This is a genomic window from Arthrobacter sp. UC242_113 (genome assembly GCF_044054585.1).
Taxonomy (GTDB): domain Bacteria; phylum Actinomycetota; class Actinomycetes; order Actinomycetales; family Micrococcaceae; genus Arthrobacter.
In genome coordinates, this window is record NZ_CP171968.1 from 3,151,273 (window position 1) to 3,177,735 (window position 26,463).

Below are 26,463 nucleotides of genomic sequence, written 5' to 3' on the forward strand. Positions count from 1 at the left end.
GGTTATGCACTCCTGCGGCGAGTGATGAAGAACTGCATGACCGAGACGGCCACGATCAGCCCGAAGAAGATGTAGGAGATGGCTGCGGAGTAACCCAGCCGGTAGCCGGTGAACCCGGTTTCGAAGATGTACTGCACCACCGGCCGGGTGGAACCCGCGGGGCCGCCGGCCGTCATCTGGTACACCTGATCGAAAATTTTCAGCGAGGCCAGGATCTGCAGAAGCACGATCATCACGGTGGTGGGCGTCAGCTGCGGCAGGGTGATGGAGAAGAACTGCCGCCAGGCGCCTGCCCCGTCCAGCGACGCGGCCTCGTAGTGCTGGGCGGGGATGTTCTGCATCGCGGCCAGGTACAGCAGGAAGTTGAAGCCCACCGTCCACCACAGCGTAGCGATGACAATGGCCCACATGGCCACGTTGGGGTCGTTCAGCCAGGCCACCTTGGGCAGCCCGATCTTGGCGAGCGAGTCGTTAATGAGGCCCAGCTGCGGGTTGTACATCCAGGAGAAGAAGAGGGAGACCACCGTGGAGGCGAGCAGGTACGGGGCGAAGTAGGACAGCCGCCAAAGCCACTGGGCCGGCAGCCCGACATTGACCAGCGCCGCCATGACGAGGGCGACGAGCACCAGCGGAACCGTGCTGATCACCGTGAAGTAGAGCGTGTTGCCGAGGGAGTGCCACATGTCGGCGTCGGCCAGGGCTTCGGCGTAGTTTGCCAGGCCGATCAGGCTGTCATTGGCCCCGGTGAGGGACTTGCCGGTGAGGCTCATGTACAGGCCGTACAGGAGCGGCCAGACGAGGAACACCATGAAGAACGCCAGGAACGGGGCGGCGAAGCCCCAGCCGTTGAGGTTGTCCCGGGTCCGGCGGGGACTGGGCTGCGGTGCGTTGGGCCGGACCGTTCCGGACGGTCTTTTGCGGGACGGGTGTCTGCGGGGCTGGCCGGGCAGGGTCGACGCCTGCTCGGCACTTTCGGATGTTGCTAAGGAACTCAATGGGACTCCTTTGTCGCTCAGTGCTCTCAGATACTCAGTGGTCTCAGATGCTCAGTGCTCTCAGATACTCAGTGGCCTCAGACCGGGTTGGGCCGGGAAAGAAGCGTGTTGGTGCGGCGGACAAAGGCGTCCCAGCCGTCGGCGGCCTTGTCGCGGCCGAGGAGCACGTTCTGCACGTTTTCCGCAAAGTAGGTCTGCCAGTCCGAACCCGAGCCGCTGAACCAGGACTCGGGGTCGTAGGCGATGATGTCGGCGGCGTTGGCGTAGTGGATCTGAGGCGTGAGGTCCCGGTAAGCCTGCGACTGCACAATGGGCTGGTAGGCCGGGATGTGGCCGGCTTCAGCCCAGGACAGCGACCCCTTGAGGATGTCGCTGACAAACTTGTACACGTCATGCCGCTTCACGTCGTCGACATTCAATTGCCGCGGCAGGACGAAGGAATGCGAGTCCGCGTACGACGCCGGCGTCCCGTAGAGCGTGGGGATAGTGGCGGCGTCGACGGGCAGCTCCGCCTTCTTGAAGGTGGGGAGTTCCCAGACGCCGCTGAACAGCATCCCCGAACCGCCGCGGGCGAATTCGGCGATCCCCGTGCCGATGTCCCCGCTCTTTGCGGCGACTGTATCGTCGAACAGTGAGGCCATGAATTCCAGGGACTCGACGGCGGCCTCCCGGTCGGCCTTCATCGGCTGGCCCGGCGTGAGTTCCATGTCCGCCCCGTGCTGCTTGTAGAGCGTGTAGAAGAGGCGCCACATCTGCGAACCGCTGCCCAGGTAGCCGAAGGACAGGCCGTGAGCCTGCGTCACCTTCTGCATCTCGCGGGCCACGGCCAGGAAGTCCTGCGGGGAGCTCACGTCCTGCAGCTGGCCGTTGGCGGCGAGCACACCTGCCTTGCCGGCGATGTCGGTGTTGTAGAACATGACGAAGGGGTGGGAATCCAGGGCGATGGAGAACACCTGGCCGTCGTGCTGGCTCTTGTCCCAGATCCTCGGGGCGAAGCTTTCAGCCGTGACGCCGTGCTCCGCCAGCAGGGACATGTCCCAGGGGTCTATGAGTCCGCCCGGCGCGTAGCCGGGGACCCGGCTGGCGTGCATAATGGCCAGCTCCAGCGGCCGGCCGCCGGCCGACGCCATGGCCAGCTTGGTGTAGTACGGCGGGCCCCAGGCGAGGACAGTCGGGTGGACCTTGAAGCCGGGGTTGGCCCCGTTCGCCGCGCTGATCATGGCCTGCATCTTGATGCCGTCGCCGCCGGACAGCAGGTGCCAGAACGCTATGTCCCGGACGGACGCTGCCGAGGCTGTTCCGCCGCAGCCCGTGAGGCCGGCCGCGGCAAATACGCTGCCCAGGGCCGCGGTTCCTGCCAGCAGCTGCCGCCGGGACACCTGCCTGCCGGCCGACTGTTTTCCGGACAAGTGTTTCCCGGCGAAAAAATCAAACTGCTTCACCCGTCACTCCTTTGGATGGGTCCGCTGAAAGTAATCCTTGTGGCACCGCGCCAGCCGTTCCGGTTCGCCGCATTCCGGGTCCGGTAGAGGCTGGCGTGTGATGCAGACCTCACATTACATCGTTGTAAAAGGTGGCACAAGACAAAATTGTTAGCGCCAACAATGTGATGTGACGGTCTCGCTTAGTCCTAGTCCCGGTTCACGATGCGGTGCTGTTCCGCTGCACGATGCTGTAGTCGACGGTGACCACGCGCTGCTCTCCGGCGCGGTCCGCCATCCGCTCGGTGAGGAGGCGCAGGGCCTCTCTGGCCACCAGGCGCTTGTCGAAGGAAACAGTGGTCAGCGACGGCACGGCATATTGCCCGTCGGCGATGTCGTCGAAGCCGGCCACGGCCATGTCCTCCGGAACCTTGATGCCGCGCTTCCACAGCACGCTGAGCGCGCCGATGGCCATGGAGTCGGTGAAGCAGAACAGCGCATCCGGCAGTGGGTGCGCGTCCAGAAAGGAGGAGAGCGCGTCCGCTGCCGTCTGGGGGGTCCACTTCTCGCAGGGGATCAGCAGCGAGTCATCAGGATCGATGCCGAGTTCCTCCAGCGCGGCCTGGTAGCCGCGGGTGCGCAGAACTGCTGCTGCCGAGTGCCGGCCCTCGGCGGTTCCGAGCACGGCGATGCGGCGCCGGCCGGTCCGGGCGAGCGCGAGGGTCATGTCGCGGGCGGCGGCGACACTGTCCACCCACACCCGGTCGGCAAGCTGTTGGGAGACCTCCCCCAGCAGGACCACCGGCGGCAGGGAGACGCCCACTTTGACGGCGCTTTCGTCCAGCACCACGGGGTTGAGGATCAGGCCGTCAATGAGGTTGGACCGCGCCCGGGACATCAGTTCGTATTCGCGGCGGGGATCGGAGCCGGTTTCCTCAATCTGGATGCTCCAGCCCTGCTCGTGGGCGACCTCCACCACGTGGTGCGCGATCTCCGCGGAATAGGGTGTTGCCAGGTCCGGCAGCGCCAGGGCGATGACGCCGGACCTGCCGTTGCGCAGGCCCCGCGCCGAGAGGTTGGGCACGTAGTCGAGTTCGAGGATGGCCTGCTCCACCTTGAGCCTGGTGGATCCGCTGACCGGCACCACGCCGTTCATCACGTTCGACACAGTCTTGGGTGAAACCCCGGCACGGCGCGCCACGTCCTTGACAGTTGCGCGCACTGCTCCCCTTTCAAACTACGGATGTGAACGATGTTACAGCCCGCTACCCCGCCTGGTTGGTGCCGGCAGGCCGGCTTTCCGGCGCCGGCCGTTCACCAGAATCCAAACAGCGACGCCCACGACGCCGGCAGCCACCGCGCCCGCCACGGCGGGCAGGGTGTCCCAGGAGTCAGCGGACGGTTGTGCCGCCGTCCCTTCCGCGGCGGGGTTTGCGGCCGGTGCAGCCGCCGTCGGCTCCACGGACGCCGCTGGTGCAGCCGCCGTCGAACCTTGCGACGCCGCTGCCAGTTCTGCAGCGTCGAACCGGGACACCGAACCGTCGCCGGGGCTGGAGCCGGGGCTAATGACGATGACCGAACCGTCCGGGGCCACCGCGAGGTGACCGGGGCCGCCGTCGGTGGGGAGGGACCCCGCCACGTCCGTGGCGTCCGGACGGATGACGGACAGTTTCTGGGTCAGCAGGCTCGTGACGTACAGCGTGCCGTCCGTTGCAGCGGCGACGTCCTGCGGTCCGCCTTCGACGAAGATCCGCTCAGCGACAGTGCCTGCGCCGGGGTTGATGACGGCGATGTCGTTGGACTTGATGTTGGCTACGTAAACGGTTCCGTCGGGTCCGGCAGCGATGCCGTGCGGCTCCTCCGACGTCCCGGTGTCCGAGACCAGCTCGATGGTCTTTGAAACGGCGTCCGCTCCGGCCGGGATCACGGAGACCGAGCCGGCGGTCTGGTTGGTCACAAACGCGGTTCCGTCCTTCGTCACCGCTATTTCCGCCGGGCCCGCGCCGACTTTGATGGTCCGGTCCACTGTGGTGCCGCTCGGTGCAATGACGGAGACGGTGTCGCCCTCGGGGTTGGCCACGTACACCGTTCCATCTGGTCCGGCGGCAAGCGGGTGAAGCCCGGCGGACACCGGAATGGTCCGTGCCACGGCTGCGTCCCCGGCCGGAATGACGCCGACCGCGCCCTGGTCCCCGTCCGCCGTGGCCACATAAAGGGTGCCGTCCGGACCGAGCGCGAGCCCGGTGGAGGCGTGGCCTCCCGTGCTGATAGTGCGGCTAGCCCTGGTCTCACCGGCGGGAACAACAAAGACACCACCACCCTGACCGTAATTGCCGAGGTAGGCCGTGCCGTCCGCAGCAATAGCCACCCGCACGGGTGTGCCGTAGATGTAGATGGCTTCCTGGGGCGCTGCAACGGCCGGCGTTGCTGCCAGGCTCAAAATTGCTCCAGATACGGCGGTGAACGTGGCCCAGCGGTACTTCATGAAATTTTCCCCCAACAGGTTTCCCAATAACGCGTCGACTCGAAGCCAACCGGAAGAAGCGTACTAGTTACCGGGCCAGGCCCATTGACCGGCGGCTCGGGAGTCCGAATAGTGGGGGCATGGCCACCGCGATTTCCGATGCAGAGTTCTCATCAGCCGACGGTGTCGCGGAGTGGCGCGTGCTCTTCTGGGGTGCGAAAACCCTCTACGAGACTGGGGACTTCGCCACCGGCGCCAAGTTCGTTGCCTCGATCGCGGAAGTTGCCGAAACCCTCGGCCACGCCCCGCTGGTGGACCTGCGGCCGGACACAGTCACAGTCCAGGTCATCACCCCGGGCGTCGGGCTGAGCGACCGCGACCTCGAGCTTGCCGGCAGCATCTCCCGCGTTGCGGCCCGGCTGGGACTGAAACCGGATCCGTCGGCCGTGCAGCACGTCCAGCTCGCGTTCGACGCCGAGGACCGGCCGGCCGTGATGGAGTTCTGGCGGGCGGCGCTGGGCTACGTGGCCATCGGGGACGAGGACCTGATCGAACCCAACCTCATCGGCCCGCCCGCGTGGTTCCAGGATAAGAAGTTCGTCCCGCCGCGCAACCGGATCCACATGGACGTCTCGGTCCCGCACGATCAGGCGCAGGCGCGCATCGACGCAATCGTGGCCGCCGGCGGCCGCATCCTGGGCGACCGCTACGCGCCCGCGTGGGTTTCCCTCATCGACCCGGAGGGGAACGTGGTGGACATCTGCACCTGGCAGGGGCGGGACTGATTCCTTACGAATCCAGGAAGCGCTGAAGGAACGGGAGGGTCGCGAGCATCGGCTGCAGGTCGCCGTCGCTGGCGGCAAGTTCGCCGAGATAGTCGCCGTGGCCGCCGGGCACGATCATTAGCCGGGAATCGGGGATCGCGCGGGACATGCGCACGGCGTGCTCAGGGCGCATTACGTCCTGGTCGCCGCAGAGCACCAGGGTAGGCGCGGCGATCCCGGCGAGCTCCTGCTCGGACCAGCCGGGGAAGCCAACGATGCGCTGCCGGTCCAGCTCGAACAGCCGCTCAAGGTGCCCGGGCTCGTGGTTGAGGCTGCGGTCGGCGTCCTGGTACACAGCGGGCATGTTGTCGAGGGTGGCCGTTTTCATGCCCTCCCAGAATTCGGCGGGCACGGCGTCCCGGCTGAAGAACGTGGAGGCGGCGATGAGGCGGCGCACCCTGGTCGGGTGCTGCATGGCCAGGGCGAGGGCTGTGTGGCCGCCGGCGCTGAATCCGAGCACGTCCACCAAGTCCAGCTGCAGCTGGTCGAGGACCGCCATGACGTCACCGGCGGAGTTTTCGGCGGTGAGCGGGCGATCGGTGGGCAGGGTGCGGCCGTGGCCTTCCTCGTCGACGGCGATCACCTGCCGCTGGGCGGCCAGGACCGGAATGAGGCTGGCAAAGTTCGTCTGGATGGTGGAGCCGCCGCCGGGGATGAGGAGCAGCGGCGTCTTGCCGGTAGTCGCGTTGCCGTGGACCTCGTAGTACATGCGCAGGTCGCCGTTGGCCGCGTATCCATGGGTGGAAGTCACACGGCATCCTAACGCCCGGTGGTTTCAGGTGGATAGGGTTCCCGTCCGGTCTTCCCCGGCTCCGAACACCTTCCAGAGACCCAGGAGCAGCAGATGACCATCAGCATTCAGCAGGAAACCGCCCGGACCAGAGCGTCCGCGCTGCAGCGGCGCGTTGTTTCCACGGAGCTGGGTCTTGTCTCCGTGCGTGTCCAGCGGGCTACCGGGAGCGGTCTCGGGCGCGGGTTCCCTGCGGGCGGGTTCGCGGCGCGCTCCGCAGCGGAGGTCTACCTTCACGGCGCCGCGGGATCCTGGACCACGTTCCAGCCGCTGCTGTCCAAGGCGCCGGACACAGACCGCGTGCTCATCGATCTGCCCGGCTGGGGTGAATCCACAGCGGGCGTCCGCCCGGAAGAGCTCAGCGTCGACGCGATGGGGCGCGCCGTCGTCGAAATACTGGACTCACTCGGCTACCAGCAGTGGAACCTGGTGGGCCATTCGATGGGAGGCTTCCTTGCATTGCACCTGGCCGCGGGGTGGCCGGAGCGCGCCGCCAGCGTTGCAGCCATTTCGGCCACCACGTTCGCCGTGTCCGAGGCGGCCCGGCGGCCGTTGCGCAGCCTCTCCAGATTCCCGGCGTTTGTGGGCATGCTGCTCACCATGCGCTCCATGGCGGCCTTCGGTACGTCAGGATCCAAACTGATCCGGGCTGTAGGCGCCACACCGGTGATGGGGCTGCTGATGTCACCATTCTTCACCGGCCCGGCTGCAGTCCCCGGCCACGTTGTCCGCGGGCTTGGGCTCGACGCCCGGCCCGCCAGTTTCGCCGCGGCTGTCCGGGCTGCCGCGCACTACGACTTCGGCCAATGGCGCGCCATCCGCTGTCCGGTGGTTGCGACGCGCGGGGGACAGCGATGTGTTCACGCCCCAGTCTGACCTGATCCGGCTGGCCGCGGCGGTGCCGCATGTCCGGCTGGAGACCATCCCGCGCTGCGGCCACTTCGCCAACGTCGAGCAGCCGGGGCACCTGCAACTGCTGCTCGATGACTTTCGGGCTACGCGGGGTTCTTTGTTACCAGAGTAATTCGAGGTTGTGGACCTCGATGCCGGGCCTGGTGTCCAGCCATTCCTCCATCACTTCCCCCAGGAGACTTTCGTGGCCGGCAAGGCCAAGCCGCGAAGCCTCTGAATCTGCAGGCGCATGATCATGTCCATCCCGGGGTGCGCCGTGGGAACAGGCGGAGCACATCAGCCGGATCCCGGACCAGTCGTCGACGCCGAGTCCGCGCAGTCCGAAGAGGTCAGACAGCGTCTGGAGATCGTCGGAGCCTGCTCCGCTGACCTGCGCCTGCCAGGTGGGCAGCCCGGACTCATCCAGCCGCTCAAGCTCATCGAAGACGGAGACTTCTTGTTCGCCGAGCAGCCGGGATCCCTTGGGTTCGCCGTCATGAAGGATGGCATCCCGGAACCTGTGCCCGGACTCGGGCAGGGGAACGCTTGAAATGACGGCGTGGGCAGGACCCCTGCGCCAGCACCAGACCACCTCGGCAGTACCGGAGGTAGGCGGCTCTTGATGGGGAAGGCTGGGCTGGTCGGGATTGAGCCGGACCGGGGCCAGCCCGCAATCCACGTCGATGATGCCGGTTTCGGCCCCGAAGCTGTCCAGCCCATAGGCCACCCATGCACGTCTGGCGGTGGCCCAGTCCCCCAGCGCTGTTGCTGCAATACCGAGGTTCCAGGCGGCGGGATTGGCACCGTCGAACGCTTCTGCGTCCCGGGGCGTGAAGTGTTCCAGCGCCCGGGCATTGCGCTCCGCGCTTTCGGGCCAATTGCGACGGGTCTTGGACAGGAGACCTGCCTGGAACCAGCTGAAATACGACTCCGGGGTCAGCTGCAAGAGCTCGGAGGCAAGGGCTTCCGCCCGACCGGCTTCTCCTGCCTCATCCGCGGCCTGCCAGTCCGACCACACTTCCTGTGGCTTCCGCTTCTTCCCGAATCCAGCCCATCCATGTCCCCTCATCGGTATAGTATGCAGCGCCCGCGGCGATCCAGCTATGAAGCGGAGGGGTCCAGGTGCGCGCTCTTGACCTGCGGCGGCGTAGCGCCCTGAATGACCCAGCGGTTGCCGTCCGGATCGCTGAGGAACGCGAACTGCACGCCGCCCATGTCCTGGACCTCGCTGATGCCGGCGCCCCGGTCCAGCAGCTGGGCGCGCACCGCATCAATGTCGGGTACAACGAGCTGCAGCCCTTCCAGGCTCCCCGGTGCCATGCTGGTCATTCCCGTGCCGATGACGATCGAGGCAGCGGATCCGGGGGGTGTCAGCTGCACCACCCGCATGCCGGGGATGTGTTCCACGTCGTGGTCTAGGACGAAGCCCAGCTTGTCCACGTAGAACGACTTCGCCGCGTCCACGTCAGCGACCGGCACTTGCACAACTTCAAGGCGCATCTCCATGCGCCCCACCCTACCGCCGTCCGAGCAGTGGATGCGGATATTTCCGCGCCCCGACCGGCTCAGTTGGCGGACGGGAGCGCCGGCGGTTTGGATTCGGAACGACGTTTGGCAGTCTTGAGTCCGCGCTTGCGCGCTAGAACAGCTCGCTTGGGAACATGGCTCTTATGGCTGTCGCGCTCCTTCATGCGCAGCGCTTTCCTCTGCTGCCGCCAGGCCCGCCGCGCATCTCGGTTGATCCTCGAGAGCAGCACCACCGGAACAGCGAGCCAGAGCAGCGCCACCGCGAACACCAATACGATCGACACCAGCGGTTCCATGCAACAAGTTTAGGGTCGCGCAGCATGAGTGGTAAGCAAACTTATCAATTCGTTATGATGCGGCCGTCAACGCGGGTCAGCCCGCCAGGACCTGCCGGAGTCCGAACTCCCCCACGGAGAACATCGGCGGGTTGTCGTCGGAGTTGCTGAGCATGGCGGTGGACAGGACGAGGGCCCAGCCGCGGGCGCGCGTCCAGGTGTCCCGGTCCACCGAGGAGCCGAAGGCGCCGATGAAGCGCCGGCGGGCGCCGGCGTCGAACATCAACCATCCCACCGCAAGGTCGACGGCGGGATCCCCGGCCCCCACGTCGCCAAAGTCGATCACGCCGCCGAGCGACCCGTCGGCCGCCAGCAGAATGTTGGCTGGATGCAGGTCCCCGTGGAGCATCATCGCCGGGCCGTCCCAGACGGGAGCCGCGCAGGCCTGCGCCCAAACCGCCATCAGCCCTGCCGACTGCGGGTAGCGGTCCCGGTCCGCCAGCCGTTCCAGCACCACCGCGTTCCGGTCCATCAGCGGCACGCCGCGGACAGGATTCACCGGGACTCCCGCTTCAGCGGGCACGTGAAGCGCACTGAGAAAGGCGGCCAGACCGTCACCGGCAGGCGCACGGTCCGCCGGTGCGGCATCCACAGCGGGGGTGCCGGAAACCCACCGGACGATGCTCCACGGCCAGGGAAAGTCCGACGTCGGCTGGCCGGCATGGACGGGCACAGGGATCGGCACCGGGGACCGGCGGGCGATGCCGGGAAGGTACTGCTGCTCGTGCACGATCAGCGGCACGGCCTCGTCCCGCCGGGGCAGCCGGACCGCCAGATCGTCACCGAGCCGGAACGTCGCGTTATCCCAACCGTTGGCTACCCGCACCAGGGGCCGGCTTGCGAGGTCGGGCCGCTGGTCCCGGATGAGGGCATGGACGACGGCGGGACTCACCTCCGCCGTGGCCGGCGGCATTCGTGCCATGAGATCCGCCTTTCAGTGATGCCATCGCCTCAACCCAGTAAGTCGCGACGACTGCCCTGTCGACAAACGATTTTCAGTAGACGGTGCCCTCCAGCAGTTCAGCGAGCCGGGCGGCAGCGCGGCGAAGTTCCGGCACCCCCGCTTTGAGCCCCTCCTCGGTGGCCGCCTCCACCGGGCTGGTCAGGGCGACCGATTCGCTGGGCAGCCCGGACCTGTTGATTGCCATGGCCACCGAGAGCACTCCGGTGGCGCGCTCATCGGCCGAGTAGGCATAGTCGGTTCCCGGCTCGGGCAGCCGGGCCTTGAGCTCGGCCAGGCTGAAGCTCGACTCCTCATGCCCGGCCGCCACAGCGCCCATCACCACCTCCTGGAGATGGTCGTCCGGCGCGCCGGCCAGCAGGATTTTGCCGGCAGCACCGACGGTCAGGGGCAGCCGCTTGCCCAGCGGCATGTCGTACCGGAGCGGGGCGTCGCCGTCAACCCGGACCACCAGGATGCGCTCGAAACCCAGCCGGGTGTACAGGGACGCGGTCATTCCGGTCTGTGCCGCCACCTGCTGGAGCACCGGACGGGACGCGGTGACCAGGGGATCGTTCTCGATGTAGCTGCGCGCCGCGGGCAGCACGGCCGGGCCGATCCGGTACGTCTTGTCGGTCTGGCTGACCATGCCGAAATCCTGCAGCACGCGCAGGATGCGCAGCGTAGTGGGCAGGCTCATGCCGCAGTTGCGCGCCAGATCACTGAGCCGCTGGGGCCGGTCGGCCCGCTGCAGTTCAGCGAACACCTCCATTGCGCGCGACAGCGAGCGCATGTTGGAGGGCTTGCCGCCGTCGTCCGCTGCGGTGCCGGGCTGCGTATTGGTGACCGTCATTCTTTCATTCTATGTAACTTCTGCGCGCCACCACCGCGCTTGACAGCACCTGTGGGCCGTGTCACTATTTCTTCTGACGTAAGACACTTTCATTCTATGAAAGCAATTGGAAGGCATTTTGATGACAACGGAGTCGACCATGACCCAGTCCCCCACCCGGGCGAGGCCAGCGCGCAGCGTCCTGGCCGGGATCGCCGCCTTCGGGGCACTGGGCGCCTACGTACTAGTCAGCTCGGTGGGCCTCGGCCTCTGGACCTCGCTGGGTCCCGGCCCCGGCCTTTTCCCGTTCGCCATGGGCGCGGTGCTCGCCGCGATGTCGGTCCTGTGGCTGCTGCAGGAGCTCAAGCGCCCCAGCACAACGGGTGAAGGGGCCGACGGCGGACTGGTGCTCGCCGTCGTCGTCAGCCTTGTGCTGCTGGCAGCGCTGCTGGACCTGCTCGGCTTCCAGCTGAGCATGTTCCTCTTCCTCATGTACCACCTGAAGATCCGGGGAAAGCGGAGCTGGCTGTCCGCCCTGCTCACCGCCCTGGCCGGAAGCGTCGGAGCTTTCTACGCCTTCAACTACGGACTGAACGTGGCCCTGCCTGTCTCATCCATCCCCGTCCTGAACCTGATCGGACTCTAGACATGGACACCCTCAACGAACTGCTGAACGGCTTCGCCGCCGCCCTGACCTGGCAGAACCTCATCTTCGCGTTCCTGGGCTGCCTGCTGGGCACCGTGATCGGCGTCCTGCCGGGCATCGGCCCGGTGGCCGGCGTCGCCCTGCTCATCCCGCTCACGCTGAACATGGACCCCACCGGCTCGATCATCATGCTCTGTGCCATCTTCTACGGCACGGCCTACGGGGGAACCATCACCAGCGTGCTGCTGAACACCCCCGGTGAAGCAGCCTCGGCCATCACCACCATCGACGGCCACGCGATGACAAAGATGGGCAAGGCCGGGGCGGCCCTGACCATCGCCGCCATCGGCTCCTTCGTCGGCGGCACCATCGCCACCCTCGGCCTCGTCGCCGCCGCCAAGCCCCTGGGCGAACTGGGCCTGCTCGTCGGTCCCCCGGAGTTCTTCGCCCTGATGGTTGTCGGCATCTCCCTGCTCGTGGCGCTGGCGGGCAAATCGATGGTCAAGGCCCTGATCTCCGGAGCCCTGGGCCTCCTGATCTCCATGGTCGGCATCGACCCTGTCGCCGGTGCACCCCGCTTCACCTTCGGCATGGACCGGCTCCTGGACGGCGTGAGCTTCGTGGCCGTCATCGTCGGCGTCTTCGGCCTGTCCGAGATCCTCTCCTACCGCAAGGGCGAGTCCACCGTCGTCCACGCCCCCGGCTTCCGTTCCCTCCTGCCCACGCGGAACGAATGGCGCCGGAGCGCACCTTCCATGGCCCGCGGAACCGGCATCGGCTTCGGGCTCGGGCTGATCCCAGGCATGACCGGGTCCGTCGCCTCCCTGCTCTCCTACGGTGCCGAGAAGAAGTTCTCCAAGCACCGCAACGAGCTGGGCAAGGGCGCCGTCGAGGGTGTTGCCGGGCCGGAAACGGCCAACAACGCCCACGCCAACGCCGCGCTCATCCCGCTGTTCACCCTCGGCATCCCCGCCTCGCCCACCATCGCCGTCCTCATGGGCGCTTTCCTCCAGCAGGGCCTCACGCCGGGACCGACCCTCTTCACCGAGCACTCCGAGATCGCCTGGGCGATCATCGCCAGCCTCTTCATCGGCAACCTTCTGCTGGTGCTGCTCAACGTCCCCCTCGTCGGTCTCTGGACCTCGATTTTGCGGGTCCCGGCTCCGATCCTGACCGCGCTGATCCTGCTGTTCATGGTCATCGGCGCGTACACCATCAACTTCAGCGTCTTCGACGTCTTCGTGATGATCGGCTTCGGCCTGCTGGGCCTGGCCCTTCGGCACCTGGAGATCCCGCTGGCCCCCATGGTCCTCACCCTGGTCCTCGGCCCGCTGATGGAACGGTCGCTGCGCGAATCACTGGAAATTTCCCAGGGCGACTTCAGCATCTTCCTCAACCGCCCCATCTCGGCCGTGCTCATCGCACTGGGTCTCCTGATCATCTGCAGCCCGCTGCTGAAGCTCCGCAAGCCCAAGGCCCTGACCGACGACCCCGAAACCTAAACCAAGCCCGCACTCCCCTCAACCAACAAACAACCTCTTCGAAGGAGAAGACACATGTCCCGCAAGAAAGTCACCGCAGCAATCGCTGCAGCCGCCCTGCTCGCCCTCACCGGGTGCGGCGCCAACGCCGGTGCAACCTCCGCAGCCGGCGACGACTTCCCCAAGAAGGGCAAGTCCATCGACCTCGTCGTCGCCTTCTCCTCGGGCGGAGCCGTGGACACCGCAGCCCGCCTGGTCCAGCCCGTCCTGGAGAAGGAACTCGGCACCAACGTCGAGGTCATCAACAAGCCCGGCGCCGGCGGCCAGATCGGCTACACCCAGCTCACGAGCGCCAAGCCGGACGGCTACACCATCGGCGCCACCGGTTCCCCGTCCGTCGTCGTGTCCCCGCTGGACCCTGCCCGCGGTGCAAAGTACACGCGGAGCAGCTTCCAGCCGCTGGGCCGCCAGGTCATTGATCCGGCCGTCATCGCCGTCCAGCCGGACAGCCCGTACAAGACGCTGAAGGAACTGCTGGAAGCGGCCAAGGCCAAACCCAAGTCCATGACCGCCAGCACCACCGGTCTGCAGACCGGCGAGCACTTCGCGCTTGCGCAGATCCAGGAGACCACCGGCGCCGAGTTCGCACCGGTCCACTTCTCCGAAGGAGCCTCCCAGGCCACCACGGCATTCCTCGGCCAGCACGTCGACATCCTCGTGGCGAACGTCAGCGACGTCACCGACCTGACCAAGCAGAACAAGGCCCGAGTCCTTGGCATCATGACCGCCGAGCGGTCCCCGTCGCTCCCGGACGTCCCCACGTTCAAGGAAAGCGGGTACGACGTCGAAGCCGGCACCGCCCGCGGCTACTCCGCTCCCGCCGGCCTGCCGGACGCCGTCGCCAAGAAGCTCGAGGCCGCCCTCAAGAAGGCCATCGAGGACCCGGAGGTCGTCAAGAAGATGAACGACCTCGGCCTGCAGACCAGCTACCTCCCCGGCAAGGACTACGAGACGTTCTGGGCCGGACAGGAGGCGGACTTCAAGAAGGTCCTGCCGATGGTGCAGAAAAAAGACTGAGTGCAGAAAAAGGACTAGCCCACACGAGCACGACCCGCCGATCCACGCCCATACCGACACCATCAGGGAAGACACCGCCATGACCACCCCCGCCCTTCAGGACACCTCCTTCACCCGCCCGGACCAGGAACTGGTCGACCGGCTGGCCAAGCTGCCCGCCGCCAACATCGGTGACGCCATGGACCGGCTGGGAGTTGCCGACTCCGCCATCCAGGCAATCTGGCCCGGGGCGAAAATCGCGGGCCCCGCCTTTACCGTCTGGACCCGCCCCGGGGACAACCAGGGCATCCACCAGGCCCTGGGGCTGGCAAAGCCGGGGGACGTCATCGTGGTCTCCGGCGGCGGCGACGAGTCCCGCGCCCTCCTGGGCGAACTGATCGGCGAGCGCGCCATCAACCTCGGCATCGCCGGCTTCGCCCTTGACGGTGCGGCACGAGATGCCGAGGCCCTCGGCGAGATCGGCATGCCGGTCTTCGCCCGGGCGGTCACCCCTGCAGGCCCGTACAAGAACGGGCCGCACCGCATCGGCGGCCCCGTCGCCTTCGGCGGCGTTCCCGTTCTGCCCGGCGACATCATCATCGGCGACTCCGACGGCGTTGTGGTCATCCCCTTGGAGCAGGCCGAGGCCGTGGCGGAGGCCGCCGAAGCGGTCTTCGCCGACGAAACCAACCGCCGGGCGTCGATCGTCGCCGCCCGCGGCCAGTAAGTAAGGAACAGTTTCATGACAAAGTGCACCATCATCGGCCTGGGCGAAGCAGGTGCAGCCTACGCGGAAGCACTCGCCGCCGCGGGTCACCAGGTCACCGGGTTTGACCCGGTGGCCACCACCACCCCGCAGGGAACGTCCCGGGCCGCCACCGCCGCCGAAGCCTGCGAGGGCGCGGACATTGTCCTGGTGCTCACCGGCGCAGCCGCTGCCCGCAGCGTCGCCAAGGAGTGCCTGCCGGTGCTCCCGACAGGCAGCACCTATGCCGACTTCACGTCCTCCTCCCCCGCTGTGATGCAGGAGCTCGGCCAGCTGCCCACCCGGGCGAGCTTTGCCGACGTCGCGATCCTTGGCCCCGTCGCCGCCCTGGGCGCCAAAACTCCGCTCATGGTCAGCGGCCCCGGATCCGCCGCGGTGGCGCAGCTGCTGGCGCCGCTGGGTGTCGACGTCGAAATCGCCGACGGCGGGCCGGGGGGCGGCCATGTCCCACAAGCTGCTGCGCAGCGTCCTGATGAAGGGCCTGGCATCGGTGGTGGTGGAAGCGGTCACCGCCGGCCAGGCAGCCGGACTGGAAAGCTGGATCCGGGAGCAGATCGCCCGCCAGCTCGCCGGCGACGGCCAGGCCGTCATCGACAGGTTCCTCGCGGGAACGTCCAAGCACGCCGTGCGCCGGTCCCGGGAAATGCAGGACACCGCGGAATACCTTTCCGAACTCGGCGTCCCCGCAGAGATGACTGCCGCTTCGGCTGCTGCGCTGACGCGGATCGCTGCGGCACCGGCACCGGAGGCCGCCCTGCGCTGAACGCGCATGAGGCAGAATCAATGAACAGGGAATCAACGATGAATCCGGAAGCAAACGAACACCCCGAAGGAGCAGCCCGATGATCGGCATCTGGGCACTCGGAGCCTACCTGGCTGTCATCCTGCTCTGGACGACTGTCATCAAACGCAGTGTGGGCGAAGCGATGCTCCTCGGATTCCTCGTCGTCCTTCCGTTCACCGGAGCCGCCGGCCAGGTCGGCTGGGACGCGTTCTACGACGCCATCACCGATGAAATCGTCTATGCCACCATGGCGTTCGTGTTCATGGGTTACCTGCTGGAGCGGACCGGCGTGCTGGACCGGCTCATCGACCTGCTGAACTCCCTGATCGGCGGGGTCAAGGGCGGGCCGGCCTGGGTCTCCACCGTCGCGTCGGCCGGCCTGGGCGGCGTGGTGCACAACCAGGCCGCGATTGCCGCCACCGTGGGCTCGGTGACCATCCCGTGGATGGAAAAGTCCCGCCTCGACAAACCGTCCGCGGCAACCCTCGTGGCAGGGAACGCCGGCATGGGCATCACCTTCCCGTTCAGCGCCTCCATGTTCGTCCTCGTGGGATCCTCCACGGTCGGGCCGCTGCTCAAGGTCAACGACCTCGTCCTGCCCCTGCTGCTCGGCGGGCTCTGGTGCTTCCTGCACCGCCTGATCGTCACCTACATACTGATCCGCAAGAGCGACATGGCACCCCTCGATGCGGAGCACCGGACACCCGTCCGCCGGGCCTTCGCCCAGGGCTGGGCCACCATGATCCTGTTCGTGGTGGTGGCCGTCCCGCTGATCCTCACCTCCGGCGCAATCGCTTCGGCGCTGACGGACTGGACGGGCTCGGACGTCTCCAAGACCGTCAGCGTCATCGTCTGGATCCCCGTGGTCCTGATCCTCACGGGAATCATCCTGGGACGGAAACGGCTGCCCCGCGGCAGGAAGGCGTACTGGGACTTCCTGCAGCAGTCAGCCCCGCGCTTCGGCGTCGTCGGCGTCACGGTGGTTTTCGCCTTCGCGGGCGCCAACGCCCTGGCCGCCACCGGGCTGCCCAAGCAGATGACGGCACTCCTGAACCAGTTCAACCTGCCGCTGTGGCTGCTGGCCATCCTGATCGGACTGATTGTCATCGCTGTGGCCGCGCCCCTGTCCGCGACGGCGACCATGGCCGCCGTCGGAACCGTGGGCGTGGCCACGCTGGTGGCCGCGGGCGTTCCGGCCACCACGGCGGCTGTTGCAGTGCTGGTCTTTTCCTCCTGCGAGGCAGCCGTGCCGCCCGGCGGCGCTCCGCTTTACGTCGCGTGCGGCATCGCCGATGTTGATCCGTACAAGACGTTTGCCCGCCTGTTCGTCCTCTACGCCCTGCCGCTGCTGGCCATCGGCGTGCTGATCGCCGTCGGCGTCCTGCCGATCGGCGTCCTCTCCACATAGGAAGCGTGGAAATGCAGAAGTTACGACACACCATCAACGCCGTCTTCGTGATCAGCCTGGCCGTACTCCTCATCGCCGGAATAGTTTTCGTGGCCGGGCAGGCGCTCGCCCTGATCACCGGGCAGGGCGGGTGGCTCACAGTCCTCGACGAAGCCGTGAAAGGCCCCGCCTGCATCGCCGCGTCCGTCTGTGCCATCGCCGGGTTCCTGCTCAGTTACAAGACCTCCGCGAAACAGAACAGCCCGCAGCAGGAAGCCCACACCCCATGACCTCCACGGAATCCGGCACCACCTATCCCTCCTACGAGGCTTTGCTGGAACGGGAGGGGCGCCTCGCGGGAACCTCGTGGGGCTTGTTTCCGGACGCCGAACGCGGCACGCCGTCCTTCATCCGGCCTGATTCCATCCGGGACGCCGCGGACTGCGTCCGGACCGGCGCCGTCTTCGGCCTCGACTACCCCGCCGACACCTTCGACCCCGGCATGTCCCTGAAACGGCGCGCTCCCCGGCACACGATCTACTCCGCGCACCCTGCCCACCGCGACGACTACCTCGACGGGTACTACCTGCAGGGCTCCAGCCAGATCGACGGGCTCCGGCACCGCCGGGCGGACGACGTCGGCTTCTACAACGGGACCCCCCGACGGCGACATCCGCGAGGGAACAGCTGCCCTCGGAATCCAGGTCTGGGCCGAGCAGCCCATCGTCGGCAGGGGCGTGCTGGTGGATCTCGACGGATATTGCCGGGACCAGGGCACGCCGATCGACCACGCGGCCGGGCAGCCTCTTGGGCTCGGCCTGATCCAGGCCGCCGCCCGGGCCCAGTCTGTTTCGTTCCGGCCCGGGGACATCCTCATGCTCCACACGGGGTGGTGCGAGTGGTTCCTTGCGCTCCCGACCGGGGACAAGGAGAGCCTCCGCGACAGCCGCCGGGCCAGCGGCATCGAACAATCGGCAGAGTTCATCGCCTGGGCCTGGGACAACCAACTGGCCGTCATCGCCGCCGACAACTTCGCTGTCGAGTGCCTGCCGCCGGTCCCCTCCAGCCCGTTCCGGAGCACGGCGCCCAACGACCACGGCATGATGCACCAGCAGTTGCTTGCCAAGCTCGGCCTGCCGCTGGGCGAACTCTGGCAGCTCGGCCAGCTCAGCCGGCACATGAAGGCCACCGGCAACTGGGACGCCCTGGTCACCGTAAAACCGCTGAACATCACCGGAGCAACGGGGTCGCCGGCGAACGCCACGGCAGTGACATAGCCTGGGCGACCGCCGTTGGTTTCGCTCCGAGCTTTACTGCACGCACCCGGACACTGAGCTGCCGTTTCGCCGAGTCACCATGTCGATGCGACGGTGCGGGCTACGGCCCATTCCTCTCCGTGGGGCTCGAACCAGGAGCGTAGCGTCAGCCGCCAGGTCGCCCTCGATCCCCAGATCATGGCATCGGTGAGCGTGCGTGCGGTCAGCCCGGGCACGGTCCCCTCGGAGTTGAAGGTGGCCTCGACCGTTTCGATCCGGTGGTACTCCATCTGGCCGGCGTCGATAGCTTCAAGCCATTCCGCCTTCGACTGCACGTATCCGGTCATGTGCGTAAGAGTGAACTCCTCGGCGAGGATGCTGTCCAGCTCTGCCACGTCACCGTTCACCATCGCGTCACACATCGCGTCGTGGAGCGCTTTCGCCGCCAGGGCGTTCGCCGACTCGTCGGTCACGGCTGTTTCCGTCGCCGCGCCTGGGCGGTGAGCTCGTGCGCGCCGTAGCTGTTGTCGTCGGGGTTGACCGTCACGCCCGGTGCGACGATCTTGTCGATGCTGTCCAGCACGTCGGTGGACAGGGTGATGCCGGCTGCCGGAAGGTAGGACTCCAGTTGCTCCATGGTGCGGGGCCCGACTATGGCGGAAGTGACGCCGGGGTGGTTGATCACAAACGCGATCGCCATCTCGATGAGGCTCATCCCTGCCTGTTCGGCGAGCTGGGCGAGTTCCTCGACGATATCGAGCTTGCGCTGGTTGGCGGGGCTGGTCATGTCGAAGCGCACGCCCGGGCGGGCACTCGAGGTGGGTGCGGATGCTGCGTTCTTCCGCCACCGCCCTGAGAGCCAGCCGCCGCCGAGCGGGCTGTAGGTGAGGGTGCCCATCCCGTGCCGCTGCACCGTGGGGAGGACGTCCTCCTCGATGCCGCGGACCAGGATCGAGTACGGCGGCTGCTCGGTGACAAACCGCTCCAGGTTGCGTTCCCGGGACGCCCACTGGGCTTCCACGATCTGCGATCCGGAGTAGGACGAGGAACCGATGTAGCGGACCTTGCCCTGGCGGACGAGGTCGGTGAGCGCGCCGAGGGTCTCCTCCACATCGGTATCGGGGCTGGGCCGGTGGACCTGGTAGAGGTCGATGTACTCCGTGTTCAGCCGGCGCAGCGAGTTTTCCACCGCGCGGATGATCCAGCGGCGCGATCCGCCGCGCTGGTTCGGGTCCTCGCCCATGGGCATGAAGAACTTCGTGGCGAGGAAGACGTCGTCGCGCCGGCCGTTCAACGCCTGCCCGACGATCTCCTCGGACAGGCCTCCCGAGTAGACGTCGGCGGTGTCGATGAAGTTGATGCCGGCGTCGAGGGCGCGGTGGATGATGCGGGTGTTGTCGGCGCGGTCGTCGTTGCCCCAGGGGCCGAACATCATCGCGCCGAGGCACAAGGGACTGACCTGAACGCCGGTGCGGCCAAGCGGGCGGTACTCCATAGTAACTCCTTCTTCTTCTTTGTTTTTAGGACTCGGGAATGACCATGGCGAAACGCTCAATGCGGGCTTCGTCCGGGTCCGGTCCGTTGCGCACGCCAGCGTCGAGCGCGTCGATCGAGGCGAGTTCCGCGGCACTGAGCTCGAAGTCGAAGACGTCGAAGTTTTCCGCGATGCGGGCCTTGTTGGTCGATTTCGGGATCGCCGAGCGGCCCTGCTGCAGGTGCCAGCGCAGCATGACCTGGGCGGGGCTCTTGCCGTGCCCCTGCCCGATGGCGGCGATCGCAGGGTCTTCCATCACGTTCCGGCGGTCCTCGCCCCAGCCAGGGTAGAAGGTGATGCCGCCGATGGGTGACCAGGCCTGGGTGAGGATGCCGTTTTCGGCGTCGGCTGCCTGGACGTCCCGCTGGGTGAAGTAGGGGTGCAGCTCGATCTGGTTCACGGCCGGAACGACGTCGGTCGCGGCGAGCAACTGCTCCAGGTGGTGCGGCATGAAGTTGCTGACGCCGATCGCCCGGACGCGCCCGTCAGCGAGAAGGGTCTCCAGCGCCTTGTACGCGGCGATGGTTTTCTCGAACCGGTCCGGTGCCGGCTGGTGCAGGATGAGCAGGTCGAGGTATTCGACGCCGAGCTTGGCCGCCGCTTTCTCCCAGGCGTGCAGGGTCTCGTCGTAGCCGTAGTCGCTCACCCAGACCTTGGTCTCGATGAACACGTCCGCCCGATCGACGCCGGAACGGCGGATGCCTTCGCCGACCTCCCGTTCGTTGCCGTACGCGGCGGCGGTGTCGATATGCCGGTAGCGGGCCGCCAGCGCGGCCTCGACCGCCGCCGTCGTCTGCTCCGGCGGGCTTTGGAAGACGCCCAGACCGAGGGCGGGCATCGTGATGCCGTTGTTGAGTGTAAGTTCCATGTCCATGCCTTCAATGCAACCGTGATTTCCCAGAGGCCGGGAGTTCCTGCCGTTCCGGGTAATGCCAGTGCCTCCCTCGGGAACCAGCCGCCGCGTAGCGTTGATGCCATGACACACAGCGACGACGTGCGGAAATTCCTGACCTCGCGGCGGGCCAGGATCACGCCCGAGGAAGCCGGGTTACCGGTCTACGGCGGGAACCGGCGCGTGGCCGGGCTACGCCGCGAGGAAGTCGCCATGCTCGCCGGAATGAGCATCGATTACTACATCCGCTTGGAGCGCGGAAACCTCTCCGGCGCCTCGGACAGCGTCATCGAAGCCCTTGCCCGGGCCTTGAAGCTCGACGACGCCGAAACAGCTCACCTTTTCGACCTCGCCCGTGCGGCCACGGCCTCCCCACGAGTGCGGCGCAAGCGCAGTCCGCAGACAGTGCGGCCGAGCGTGCAGCGAGTCATTGATGCGATTACGACGGCGCCGGCCTGGGTCCGCAACGACCGCGGGGATGTCCTGGCCTCCAACGAACTCGGCAGGGCGCTGTACCTGGACCTGATGGCCGAGCAGGTCACCCCGCCGAACAGCGCGCGGTTCACCTTCCTGAACCCGAAGGCGCGGGAGTTCTTTGCCGACTGGGGGCGCGCCGCGGACGACATCGTCGCGGTCCTGCGCTCCACCGCGGGGAAGAACCCCTACGACAAGGACCTCACGGACCTGATCGGTGAACTCTCGACCCGCAGCGAGGAGTTCCGCACCCGGTGGGCCCGGCACGACGTGAAGTACCACCGCACCGGCCGGAAACGGCTCCACCACCCGATCGTTGGGGACCTGGACCTGAGCTTCGAAGCGCTCGAACTCCCCGCTGATCCCGGACTACGGATCAATGTGTACACGGCAGACCCCAGTACGCCGTCGGAAGACGCGCTGAAAGTCCTTGAGAGCTGGGCCGCCACCCAACGGGCAACGGCAGAAATCCCCATTGAGGAGAAGCAGTAACCGGCCGTCGCCCCAGCCCCGCGCCCGCCGACTTGTTAGCCACGTCACATTGGTCTATCGTAGTCGGGGGCCACAGCGTGGTGGCCCTTTCTAAATTGGGGAGAAAATAAGTGAACGAGAAGCTGCGGGTGCTGGTCAGCGTTGACCTCGACGGCGCCAAGGCCCAGGTCAAGACCCAGGGTCACGTAACTGTTCAAAGCATTCAGGGCCTGTACAGCGTGATGAAGCGGGCCGACTCGCTGGTCCCGGGGCTGGCACTGGAACTTGATATGCCCCTGGCCGAGGTGGAACCCCAGGCCATGGAGGAGCTCCGCGGCTGCGCCCGCTCCCATCACCTTCCGCTGCAGGTCGATCCGCTGCAGCGCAACTACCGGTTCAGCATCCTCGCACCGAAACTCGCAGCTGCGGAGATCGCAGCGCAGAAGCTGGTAACCCTCCCGGTTGCGGCACCTGTTCTGGCAGCCGCCTGAGCTAAATCCCGGCGGCCCAGTCGTCGTCGTAATAGCGGCCGCGGAAGTGGGCCCGGAGGTACTCCCCCACAACCGCGGCGCCGAGATCCCCGGTGTCTGGTGCCACCACCCGGCCGTCGATCCTGCGGGCCAGCCGCCGGACGAACCGTTCAAGCCCCGGGTCGTCGCCGAGCCGGAAGAACGTGGCCTGCGTGCCCGCACGCCCAAGCCGGTCCAGCTCGGCGACCGTGACGCGGATGGTCTCCGGGTCCGGCGGCCAGCAGAACCACGACTCACCATCGCCCAGCAGATGGGCTGTGGGCTCGCCGTCGGTCACCACGAGGAGGACGGGCTGCATTGACGGGTGCTGCCGGAAGAAACGGCCGGCCAGCAGCAGGCCATGGTGCAGGTTGGTTCCCTGCTCGCGGAACGCCGGCAGGGCCGTGAGCTCGCCGATGTCCATCGTCTGCGCGTAGCGGCCGAACGTGATCAGCTGCAGCCGGTCCCCGCGGAACCGGATGGAGACGAGATGGTGCAGGGCGAGCGCGGTGCGTTTCATGGGCACCCACCGCCCCTCGGCGGCCATCGAGAAGGACACGTCGGCCAGCAGGACGACGGCAGCCTGGGTACGCGCCTCCGTCTCCGTCACCTCGATGTCCCCCACGGCCAGGCGCAGACCGCGGCCCGGATCACCGCCGTCGGCCATGGTGCGCCGGATGGCATTGGTTATGGTGCGGGTGACGTCCCACGGTTCGGCGTCGCCGAATGCCCACTGTCTGCTGGAGCCCGTCTGCTCACCGGCGGCCCCGGCGACGCGCGTGTCCCGGCCGCCCTGCCGGCCGGACAGCTGCTTGGCGGTGTCCCGCAGCAGCGACTTCCCGAGCCGCCGCATGGCCTGGGGTGACAGCCGGAGGTCGCCGTCGGCCCCGCGGCGCAGGTAGCCGCCGTCCTGCATGGCCCGCTCGATCTCCGCGAGGGTGCGGGCCGTCACGGCGGCGTTCTGCCCCAGCTGGCGGGCCAGGGCGTCCAGGTCCAGGTCGTCGAGGGTGGATCCGTTGTACTGCTGGGAGAGCTGTTCGGACAGCTCGTCGAGTTCGGCGATGTCCTGCAGCACGCCGGTGCCGTCGCCCAGCCCAAGCCCTTCCTGGCCCCCGAAGCGCTCGGAGCCGCTCCAGTCCTCGCCGGGGCGCAGGGCGCGCAGGCTGTCGTCGAGCTGGTTGAGCTGGGCCATGAGGTCGGCCGAGCCGAACGCCTGGGCGGACAGCCGCATCAGCTCCTCGCGCTGCTCCGGGGACATGGATTGCAGCATCCGCTGGGCCGCGGCGGCACGCTTGGCGAGGGCGTCCACCAGCTCCTCGACCGACTGCGGATTCTCCGGGAAGTAGTCCCCGTGCTTGGCCATGAACTCCCGGAAGTCCGCCTCCGTGTCCTCGCCGCGGCGGTGCTTGCCGAGCAGTTCGTTGAGGTCGCGCAGCATCTCGCTCACGGCTTCGCGGTCCTCGTCCGTGGCGTTCTCAAGTGCCTGCTTCATGCCGGCAAACCGCTGGTCAAGGACCTCACGGCCCAGCAGGTCCTTGATCCGCTCGTAGGCCTCCCGGGCGCTGCTCGACTGCCAGTCGTAGGACGCGAGCTCGTTGACCGCTGCCGCCGTGGACTGGGGCAGGTTCTGCAGCTGCATCTCGCGGAAGGCGCGGTCGTTGTTGTCCATCATGGCGTCGCGGGCCAGCTGCTTGCGCTCCTCCAGCACCGCGGTGTCCAGCAGCTTCCTGACCTCGTTCAGGGTGCCGTCCAGCCGGTGCCGGCCCAGCAGTTCACTCCGCCGCTGCTGGACCCGGCGGGCCAGGGTGTCGAGCCCGTCGCGGTTCCGGCCGCCGCGCCGCAGGAACTCCTGCAGGGCATGCCGCGGCGAGTAGCCTTCCATCACGTCCTCGGCGATCGCTTCCAGTGCCTCCGCCAGGTCCACCGGCGGGGCAAGCGGATCCGGACCTCCGGCGTACCGGCCGTACCTGGACCGGTTGTGCAGGGTCATGATGCCTCCTGTACTCGCTAATCTGTACCCGGCAGAAACTGGACTTAGCCGTAGACCGTTGCCTCGTCGTCGGACTCCTTGGAGATCCGGCGGGCGAGGTACAGGCCTTCCAGCGCGAGTTCGACGGCGGCGGCGCGCTGTCCGTCGTTTTTCGCGCCCAGGCGCTCACTGATTTTGTCGTAGAGACTTGATCCGTTTCCGGATCCGTTGAGGGACGGGAGGTTCTGCAGGAACTCCCGTGCCGTGACCTGGTCCCCGGTGGTCACGGTAGTGTGGCCGTCGAGCGCGGCCACAAGCGGCCCCATCTCAATGCCCTTGAAATGCGCCCGCACGGCTTCGGCCGTGGCCGTGCGCAGCAGGTGGTCGAGGATGCCCTGTTCACGCCCTTCCTCGCCCGACTCAAACTCGATCTTGCCCGTGAGGACCTCGACGGCGGTCTCCAGGTCGATGATCCGGGCGACCGCCTGGTCCTCCCCGCGCACGCTGGCCCGGCGCAGGGCCGCCGCCGCGACGGTTTCGGCGCCCGCGATGCCAAAGCGGGCGGAAACGCCGGAGGTCTGGTTGATGGCCGGGGACTGCCGCAGCGCCCGGGTGTAGCGGGCCAGGATCTCGAGGATGATGGGCGGGACGTCGGCCACCAGCTTCCCCTCCTGCCGGATGACGGAAACCTCGTCGTCCAGCTCGATCGGGTAGTGCGTGCGGATCTCGGCGCCGAAGCGGTCCTTCAGGGGCGTGATGATCCGGCCGCGGTTGGTGTAGTCCTCGGGGTTGGCGGACGCGACCACCAGCACGTCCAGCGGAAGCCGCAGCACGTAGCCGCGGATCTGGATGTCGCGTTCCTCCATCACGTTGAGCATGGACACCTGAATCCGCTCGGCGAGGTCGGGCAGCTCGTTGATGGCGATGATGCCGCGGTTGGAGCGCGGGACCAGTCCGTAGTGGATGGTTTCGGGGTCCCCGAGCCGGCGGCCCTCGGCCACGCGCATCGGGTCGACGTCGCCGATGAGGTCGGCAACGGAGGTGTCCGGCGTCGCGAGCTTTTCGACGTAGCGCTCCGAGCGGTGGCGCCAGGCTACCCGCATCCGGTCCCCTTCGGTGAGGGCACGGGCGCGGGACTGCTCGGTGATGGGATCGTACGGATGTTCGTTGAGTTCCGAGTCCTCGACCACCGGCGACCACTCGTCCAGCAGCCCGGCAAGGGTGCGGAGCAGCCGGGTCTTGCCCTGCCCGCGTTCGCCGAGGAGGACGACGTCGTGGCCGGCGATCAGGGCGCGCTCGAGCTGGGGAAGGACGGTCCGGCTGAACCCGTACAGCCCGGGCCACGGATCGCGTCCCGCCGCGAGCGCGGCGATCAGGTTGTCGCGGATTTCGTGGCGCAGGTCCTTGTGGACGTGGCCGGATGCACGCAGTTCGCCAACGGTGAAGATATCTGGACGATCACTCACCCCTCTACCGTAGTCCTCGACCCTGCGGGGAATCGAGGGATTCCTCCGATTCCTAGGGTCCCGAACGCTACGCTTAGTCCTGATGACTGCAGAATCACCGTCGGCACCATCACCGCCGTCGAAACCCGAGAGCACGCTTCTCCTTCTGGTGCGCCACGGGGAGACGCCCACAACGGGCATGGTGCTGCCCGGGCGGGCGCCGGGACTGCATCTTTCGGAGCGTGGCCGGGCCCAGGCCGCGCGGGTCGCGGAGCGGCTCGCGGGCCTTAAGGTCGACGCCGTCTACTCCTCGCCGCTGGAGCGCACCTGTGAGACGGCGGAGCCCACGGCGGCCGCTGTCGGACTGGCGGTGCGCGAGGAGCCCGGCCTGCTCGAATGCGACTTCGGTGAGTGGACCGGCGTCGCCCTCGCCGAACTGTCCGGTCTGCCGGAATGGCAGACGGTACAGCACAACCCCTCGGCCTTCCGCTTCCCCGACGGCGAGAGCTTCACGGAGATGCAGGCGCGGATCGTCGGGGCGCTCGAGGGGCTGGGGACAGCGCACGCCGGCGGCGTCGTCGTCTGCTTTTCCCACGCCGACCCGATCAAGGCGGCAGTGGCCCACGCCCTGGGCACGGATCTTGACCACTTCCAGCGGATTGTCATCAGCCCGGGGTCGGTCTCGGCCATTTCATACTCGGACGGTCAGGAACCTGCCGTGCACATGGTGAATTCGACGTCGGAACCGCTGAGCGGGCTGCGGGCGTGAACGTC

At 67.4% G+C, this 26,463-nt stretch carries 27 protein-coding genes and 1 pseudogene; 13 read left to right on the forward strand and 15 right to left on the reverse strand.

What is annotated here, in order from left to right; translation table 11 throughout:
* Window positions 1-2 precede the first annotated feature (2 nt).
* The 4 genes from ACHMXB_RS14380 to ACHMXB_RS14395 form a co-directional block, all read right to left on the reverse strand.
* The gene (locus ACHMXB_RS14380; protein WP_395399325.1) at window positions 3-995 is read right to left on the reverse strand and encodes a carbohydrate ABC transporter permease; all 993 of its coding nucleotides are present in this window, start codon (window positions 993-995) and stop codon (window positions 3-5) included.
* Between the two features lie 77 nt (window positions 996-1,072).
* Window positions 1,073-2,437 (reverse strand): ABC transporter substrate-binding protein, encoded by a 1,365-nt coding sequence (locus tag ACHMXB_RS14385; protein ID WP_395399327.1) that lies wholly within the window; start codon window positions 2,435-2,437, stop codon window positions 1,073-1,075.
* A 199-nt stretch (window positions 2,438-2,636) separates the two neighbouring features.
* Entirely contained in the window at window positions 2,637-3,638 is a 1,002-nt protein-coding gene (locus ACHMXB_RS14390; RefSeq protein ID WP_395399329.1) for a LacI family DNA-binding transcriptional regulator, read from the reverse strand.
* A 33-nt stretch (window positions 3,639-3,671) separates the two neighbouring features.
* Entirely contained in the window at window positions 3,672-4,901 is a 1,230-nt protein-coding gene (locus ACHMXB_RS14395; RefSeq protein WP_395399331.1) for a hypothetical protein, read from the reverse strand.
* Between the two features lie 119 nt (window positions 4,902-5,020).
* Here ACHMXB_RS14395 and ACHMXB_RS14400 point away from each other — a divergent pair, with 119 nt between their 5' ends.
* Entirely contained in the window at window positions 5,021-5,665 is a 645-nt protein-coding gene (locus ACHMXB_RS14400) for a VOC family protein (RefSeq protein ID WP_395399333.1), read from the forward strand.
* Between the two features lie 4 nt (window positions 5,666-5,669).
* Here the strand turns inward: ACHMXB_RS14400 and ACHMXB_RS14405 are convergent, their stop codons facing one another.
* Window positions 5,670-6,455: an alpha/beta fold hydrolase gene (locus ACHMXB_RS14405; RefSeq protein ID WP_395399335.1), complete on the reverse strand. Its 786-nt coding sequence runs from the start codon at window positions 6,453-6,455 to the stop codon at window positions 5,670-5,672.
* A gap of 93 nt (window positions 6,456-6,548) precedes the next feature.
* Here ACHMXB_RS14405 and ACHMXB_RS14410 point away from each other — a divergent pair, with 93 nt between their 5' ends.
* Window positions 6,549-7,370 carry an alpha/beta fold hydrolase gene (locus ACHMXB_RS14410; RefSeq protein WP_395399337.1) on the forward strand — a complete coding sequence of 274 codons (822 nt, stop codon included), beginning with the start codon at window positions 6,549-6,551 and terminating at the stop codon, window positions 7,368-7,370.
* A gap of 136 nt (window positions 7,371-7,506) precedes the next feature.
* Here the strand turns inward: ACHMXB_RS14410 and ACHMXB_RS14415 are convergent, their stop codons facing one another.
* The 5 genes from ACHMXB_RS14415 to ACHMXB_RS14435 form a co-directional block, all read right to left on the reverse strand.
* Window positions 7,507-8,454 (reverse strand): tetratricopeptide repeat protein, encoded by a 948-nt coding sequence (locus ACHMXB_RS14415; protein WP_395399339.1) that lies wholly within the window; start codon window positions 8,452-8,454, stop codon window positions 7,507-7,509.
* 32 nt (window positions 8,455-8,486) lie between these two features.
* The gene (locus ACHMXB_RS14420; protein ID WP_395399341.1) at window positions 8,487-8,891 is read right to left on the reverse strand and encodes a VOC family protein; all 405 of its coding nucleotides are present in this window, start codon (window positions 8,889-8,891) and stop codon (window positions 8,487-8,489) included.
* A 59-nt stretch (window positions 8,892-8,950) separates the two neighbouring features.
* Window positions 8,951-9,208, reverse strand: coding sequence for a hypothetical protein (locus tag ACHMXB_RS14425; RefSeq protein ID WP_395399343.1), 258 nt, complete (start codon window positions 9,206-9,208; stop codon window positions 8,951-8,953).
* Between the two features lie 76 nt (window positions 9,209-9,284).
* A complete protein-coding gene (locus ACHMXB_RS14430) occupies window positions 9,285-10,169 on the reverse strand; it encodes an aminoglycoside phosphotransferase family protein (protein ID WP_395399345.1) in 885 nt (294 codons plus the stop codon).
* A 73-nt stretch (window positions 10,170-10,242) separates the two neighbouring features.
* Window positions 10,243-11,040: an IclR family transcriptional regulator gene (locus ACHMXB_RS14435; RefSeq protein ID WP_395399347.1), complete on the reverse strand. Its 798-nt coding sequence runs from the start codon at window positions 11,038-11,040 to the stop codon at window positions 10,243-10,245.
* A 121-nt stretch (window positions 11,041-11,161) separates the two neighbouring features.
* On the opposite strand from ACHMXB_RS14435, the gene ACHMXB_RS14440 reads away from it, so the two are divergent.
* The 8 genes and pseudogenes from ACHMXB_RS14440 to ACHMXB_RS14475 all read left to right on the forward strand — a co-directional run bounded on the left by ACHMXB_RS14440 (window position 11,162) and on the right by ACHMXB_RS14475 (window position 18,416).
* Complete coding sequence (locus ACHMXB_RS14440) at window positions 11,162-11,665, forward strand: tripartite tricarboxylate transporter TctB family protein (protein WP_190608858.1); 504 nt, start codon at window positions 11,162-11,164, stop codon at window positions 11,663-11,665.
* A 2-nt stretch (window positions 11,666-11,667) separates the two neighbouring features.
* Window positions 11,668-13,167, forward strand: coding sequence for a tripartite tricarboxylate transporter permease (locus ACHMXB_RS14445; protein ID WP_111905673.1), 1,500 nt, complete (start codon window positions 11,668-11,670; stop codon window positions 13,165-13,167).
* Between the two features lie 54 nt (window positions 13,168-13,221).
* Complete coding sequence (locus tag ACHMXB_RS14450) at window positions 13,222-14,223, forward strand: tripartite tricarboxylate transporter substrate binding protein (protein WP_395399350.1); 1,002 nt, start codon at window positions 13,222-13,224, stop codon at window positions 14,221-14,223.
* A 79-nt stretch (window positions 14,224-14,302) separates the two neighbouring features.
* Window positions 14,303-14,929: an RraA family protein gene (locus ACHMXB_RS14455; RefSeq protein ID WP_395399352.1), complete on the forward strand. Its 627-nt coding sequence runs from the start codon at window positions 14,303-14,305 to the stop codon at window positions 14,927-14,929.
* A 15-nt stretch (window positions 14,930-14,944) separates the two neighbouring features.
* Window positions 14,945-15,731: pseudogene (locus tag ACHMXB_RS14460) on the forward strand (DUF1932 domain-containing protein).
* 79 nt (window positions 15,732-15,810) lie between these two features.
* Window positions 15,811-17,160 carry a TRAP transporter large permease subunit gene (locus ACHMXB_RS14465; RefSeq protein WP_395399354.1) on the forward strand — a complete coding sequence of 450 codons (1,350 nt, stop codon included), beginning with the start codon at window positions 15,811-15,813 and terminating at the stop codon, window positions 17,158-17,160.
* A gap of 11 nt (window positions 17,161-17,171) precedes the next feature.
* Window positions 17,172-17,429: a hypothetical protein gene (locus ACHMXB_RS14470; protein ID WP_395399356.1), complete on the forward strand. Its 258-nt coding sequence runs from the start codon at window positions 17,172-17,174 to the stop codon at window positions 17,427-17,429.
* Window positions 17,430-17,690: 261 nt separating this feature from the next.
* Window positions 17,691-18,416, forward strand: a complete 726-nt coding sequence (locus ACHMXB_RS14475) for a cyclase family protein (RefSeq protein ID WP_395405288.1) — start codon at window positions 17,691-17,693, stop codon at window positions 18,414-18,416.
* 74 nt (window positions 18,417-18,490) lie between these two features.
* Here the strand turns inward: ACHMXB_RS14475 and ACHMXB_RS14480 are convergent, their stop codons facing one another.
* Genes ACHMXB_RS14480 through ACHMXB_RS14490 form a run of 3 tightly spaced genes read right to left on the reverse strand, consistent with a single transcriptional unit; the run spans window position 18,491 to window position 20,797 of the window.
* Window positions 18,491-18,868, reverse strand: coding sequence for a nuclear transport factor 2 family protein (locus ACHMXB_RS14480; protein ID WP_395399358.1), 378 nt, complete (start codon window positions 18,866-18,868; stop codon window positions 18,491-18,493).
* Window positions 18,865-19,890 carry an aldo/keto reductase gene (locus ACHMXB_RS14485; protein WP_395399360.1) on the reverse strand — a complete coding sequence of 342 codons (1,026 nt, stop codon included), beginning with the start codon at window positions 19,888-19,890 and terminating at the stop codon, window positions 18,865-18,867. The genes ACHMXB_RS14480 and ACHMXB_RS14485 overlap by 4 nt, the downstream gene beginning before the upstream one ends.
* Before the next feature lie 25 nt (window positions 19,891-19,915).
* Window positions 19,916-20,797 (reverse strand): aldo/keto reductase, encoded by an 882-nt coding sequence (locus ACHMXB_RS14490; protein WP_395399362.1) that lies wholly within the window; start codon window positions 20,795-20,797, stop codon window positions 19,916-19,918.
* A 108-nt stretch (window positions 20,798-20,905) separates the two neighbouring features.
* Here ACHMXB_RS14490 and ACHMXB_RS14495 point away from each other — a divergent pair, with 108 nt between their 5' ends.
* Together ACHMXB_RS14495 and ACHMXB_RS14500 are read left to right on the forward strand one after the other, a co-directional pair.
* Window positions 20,906-21,787, forward strand: a complete 882-nt coding sequence (locus ACHMXB_RS14495; protein ID WP_395399364.1) for a helix-turn-helix transcriptional regulator — start codon at window positions 20,906-20,908, stop codon at window positions 21,785-21,787.
* A 110-nt stretch (window positions 21,788-21,897) separates the two neighbouring features.
* On the forward strand, window positions 21,898-22,257 hold the full coding sequence (locus ACHMXB_RS14500; RefSeq protein ID WP_395399366.1) for a hypothetical protein: 360 nt from the start codon (window positions 21,898-21,900) through the stop codon (window positions 22,255-22,257).
* 1 nt (window position 22,258) lies between these two features.
* Here the strand turns inward: ACHMXB_RS14500 and ACHMXB_RS14505 are convergent, their stop codons facing one another.
* A complete protein-coding gene (locus ACHMXB_RS14505; RefSeq protein WP_395399368.1) occupies window positions 22,259-24,265 on the reverse strand; it encodes a VWA domain-containing protein in 2,007 nt (668 codons plus the stop codon).
* Between the two features lie 44 nt (window positions 24,266-24,309).
* Window positions 24,310-25,710 carry a sigma 54-interacting transcriptional regulator gene (locus tag ACHMXB_RS14510; RefSeq protein ID WP_395399370.1) on the reverse strand — a complete coding sequence of 467 codons (1,401 nt, stop codon included), beginning with the start codon at window positions 25,708-25,710 and terminating at the stop codon, window positions 24,310-24,312.
* Window positions 25,711-25,792: 82 nt separating this feature from the next.
* Here ACHMXB_RS14510 and ACHMXB_RS14515 point away from each other — a divergent pair, with 82 nt between their 5' ends.
* Window positions 25,793-26,458 carry an MSMEG_4193 family putative phosphomutase gene (locus tag ACHMXB_RS14515; protein WP_395399372.1) on the forward strand — a complete coding sequence of 222 codons (666 nt, stop codon included), beginning with the start codon at window positions 25,793-25,795 and terminating at the stop codon, window positions 26,456-26,458.
* The last annotated feature ends 5 nt before the right edge of the window (window positions 26,459-26,463 follow it).

What these genes read in the sequence shown, in the direction of transcription:
- ACHMXB_RS14495 (WP_395399364.1), top strand. Translation starts at nt 20,906, where the DNA reads ATGACACACAGCGACGACGTGCGGAAATTCCTGACCTCGCGGCGGGCC.
- ACHMXB_RS14485 (WP_395399360.1), bottom strand. Translation starts at nt 19,890, where the DNA reads ATGGAGTACCGCCCGCTTGGCCGCACCGGCGTTCAGGTCAGTCCCTTG.
- ACHMXB_RS14440 (WP_190608858.1), top strand. Translation starts at nt 11,162, where the DNA reads ATGACAACGGAGTCGACCATGACCCAGTCCCCCACCCGGGCGAGGCCA.
- ACHMXB_RS14425 (WP_395399343.1), bottom strand. Translation starts at nt 9,208, where the DNA reads ATGGAACCGCTGGTGTCGATCGTATTGGTGTTCGCGGTGGCGCTGCTC.
- ACHMXB_RS14515 (WP_395399372.1), top strand. Translation starts at nt 25,793, where the DNA reads ATGACTGCAGAATCACCGTCGGCACCATCACCGCCGTCGAAACCCGAG.
- ACHMXB_RS14470 (WP_395399356.1), top strand. Translation starts at nt 17,172, where the DNA reads ATGCAGAAGTTACGACACACCATCAACGCCGTCTTCGTGATCAGCCTG.
- ACHMXB_RS14455 (WP_395399352.1), top strand. Translation starts at nt 14,303, where the DNA reads ATGACCACCCCCGCCCTTCAGGACACCTCCTTCACCCGCCCGGACCAG.
- ACHMXB_RS14430 (WP_395399345.1), bottom strand. Translation starts at nt 10,169, where the DNA reads ATGGCACGAATGCCGCCGGCCACGGCGGAGGTGAGTCCCGCCGTCGTC.
- ACHMXB_RS14435 (WP_395399347.1), bottom strand. Translation starts at nt 11,040, where the DNA reads ATGACGGTCACCAATACGCAGCCCGGCACCGCAGCGGACGACGGCGGC.
- ACHMXB_RS14490 (WP_395399362.1), bottom strand. Translation starts at nt 20,797, where the DNA reads ATGGAACTTACACTCAACAACGGCATCACGATGCCCGCCCTCGGTCTG.
- ACHMXB_RS14400 (WP_395399333.1), top strand. Translation starts at nt 5,021, where the DNA reads ATGGCCACCGCGATTTCCGATGCAGAGTTCTCATCAGCCGACGGTGTC.
- ACHMXB_RS14420 (WP_395399341.1), bottom strand. Translation starts at nt 8,891, where the DNA reads ATGGAGATGCGCCTTGAAGTTGTGCAAGTGCCGGTCGCTGACGTGGAC.
- ACHMXB_RS14415 (WP_395399339.1), bottom strand. Translation starts at nt 8,454, where the DNA reads ATGAGGGGACATGGATGGGCTGGATTCGGGAAGAAGCGGAAGCCACAG.
- ACHMXB_RS14445 (WP_111905673.1), top strand. Translation starts at nt 11,668, where the DNA reads ATGGACACCCTCAACGAACTGCTGAACGGCTTCGCCGCCGCCCTGACC.
- ACHMXB_RS14410 (WP_395399337.1), top strand. Translation starts at nt 6,549, where the DNA reads ATGACCATCAGCATTCAGCAGGAAACCGCCCGGACCAGAGCGTCCGCG.
- ACHMXB_RS14450 (WP_395399350.1), top strand. Translation starts at nt 13,222, where the DNA reads ATGTCCCGCAAGAAAGTCACCGCAGCAATCGCTGCAGCCGCCCTGCTC.
- ACHMXB_RS14395 (WP_395399331.1), bottom strand. Translation starts at nt 4,901, where the DNA reads ATGAAGTACCGCTGGGCCACGTTCACCGCCGTATCTGGAGCAATTTTG.
- ACHMXB_RS14505 (WP_395399368.1), bottom strand. Translation starts at nt 24,265, where the DNA reads ATGACCCTGCACAACCGGTCCAGGTACGGCCGGTACGCCGGAGGTCCG.
- ACHMXB_RS14465 (WP_395399354.1), top strand. Translation starts at nt 15,811, where the DNA reads ATGATCGGCATCTGGGCACTCGGAGCCTACCTGGCTGTCATCCTGCTC.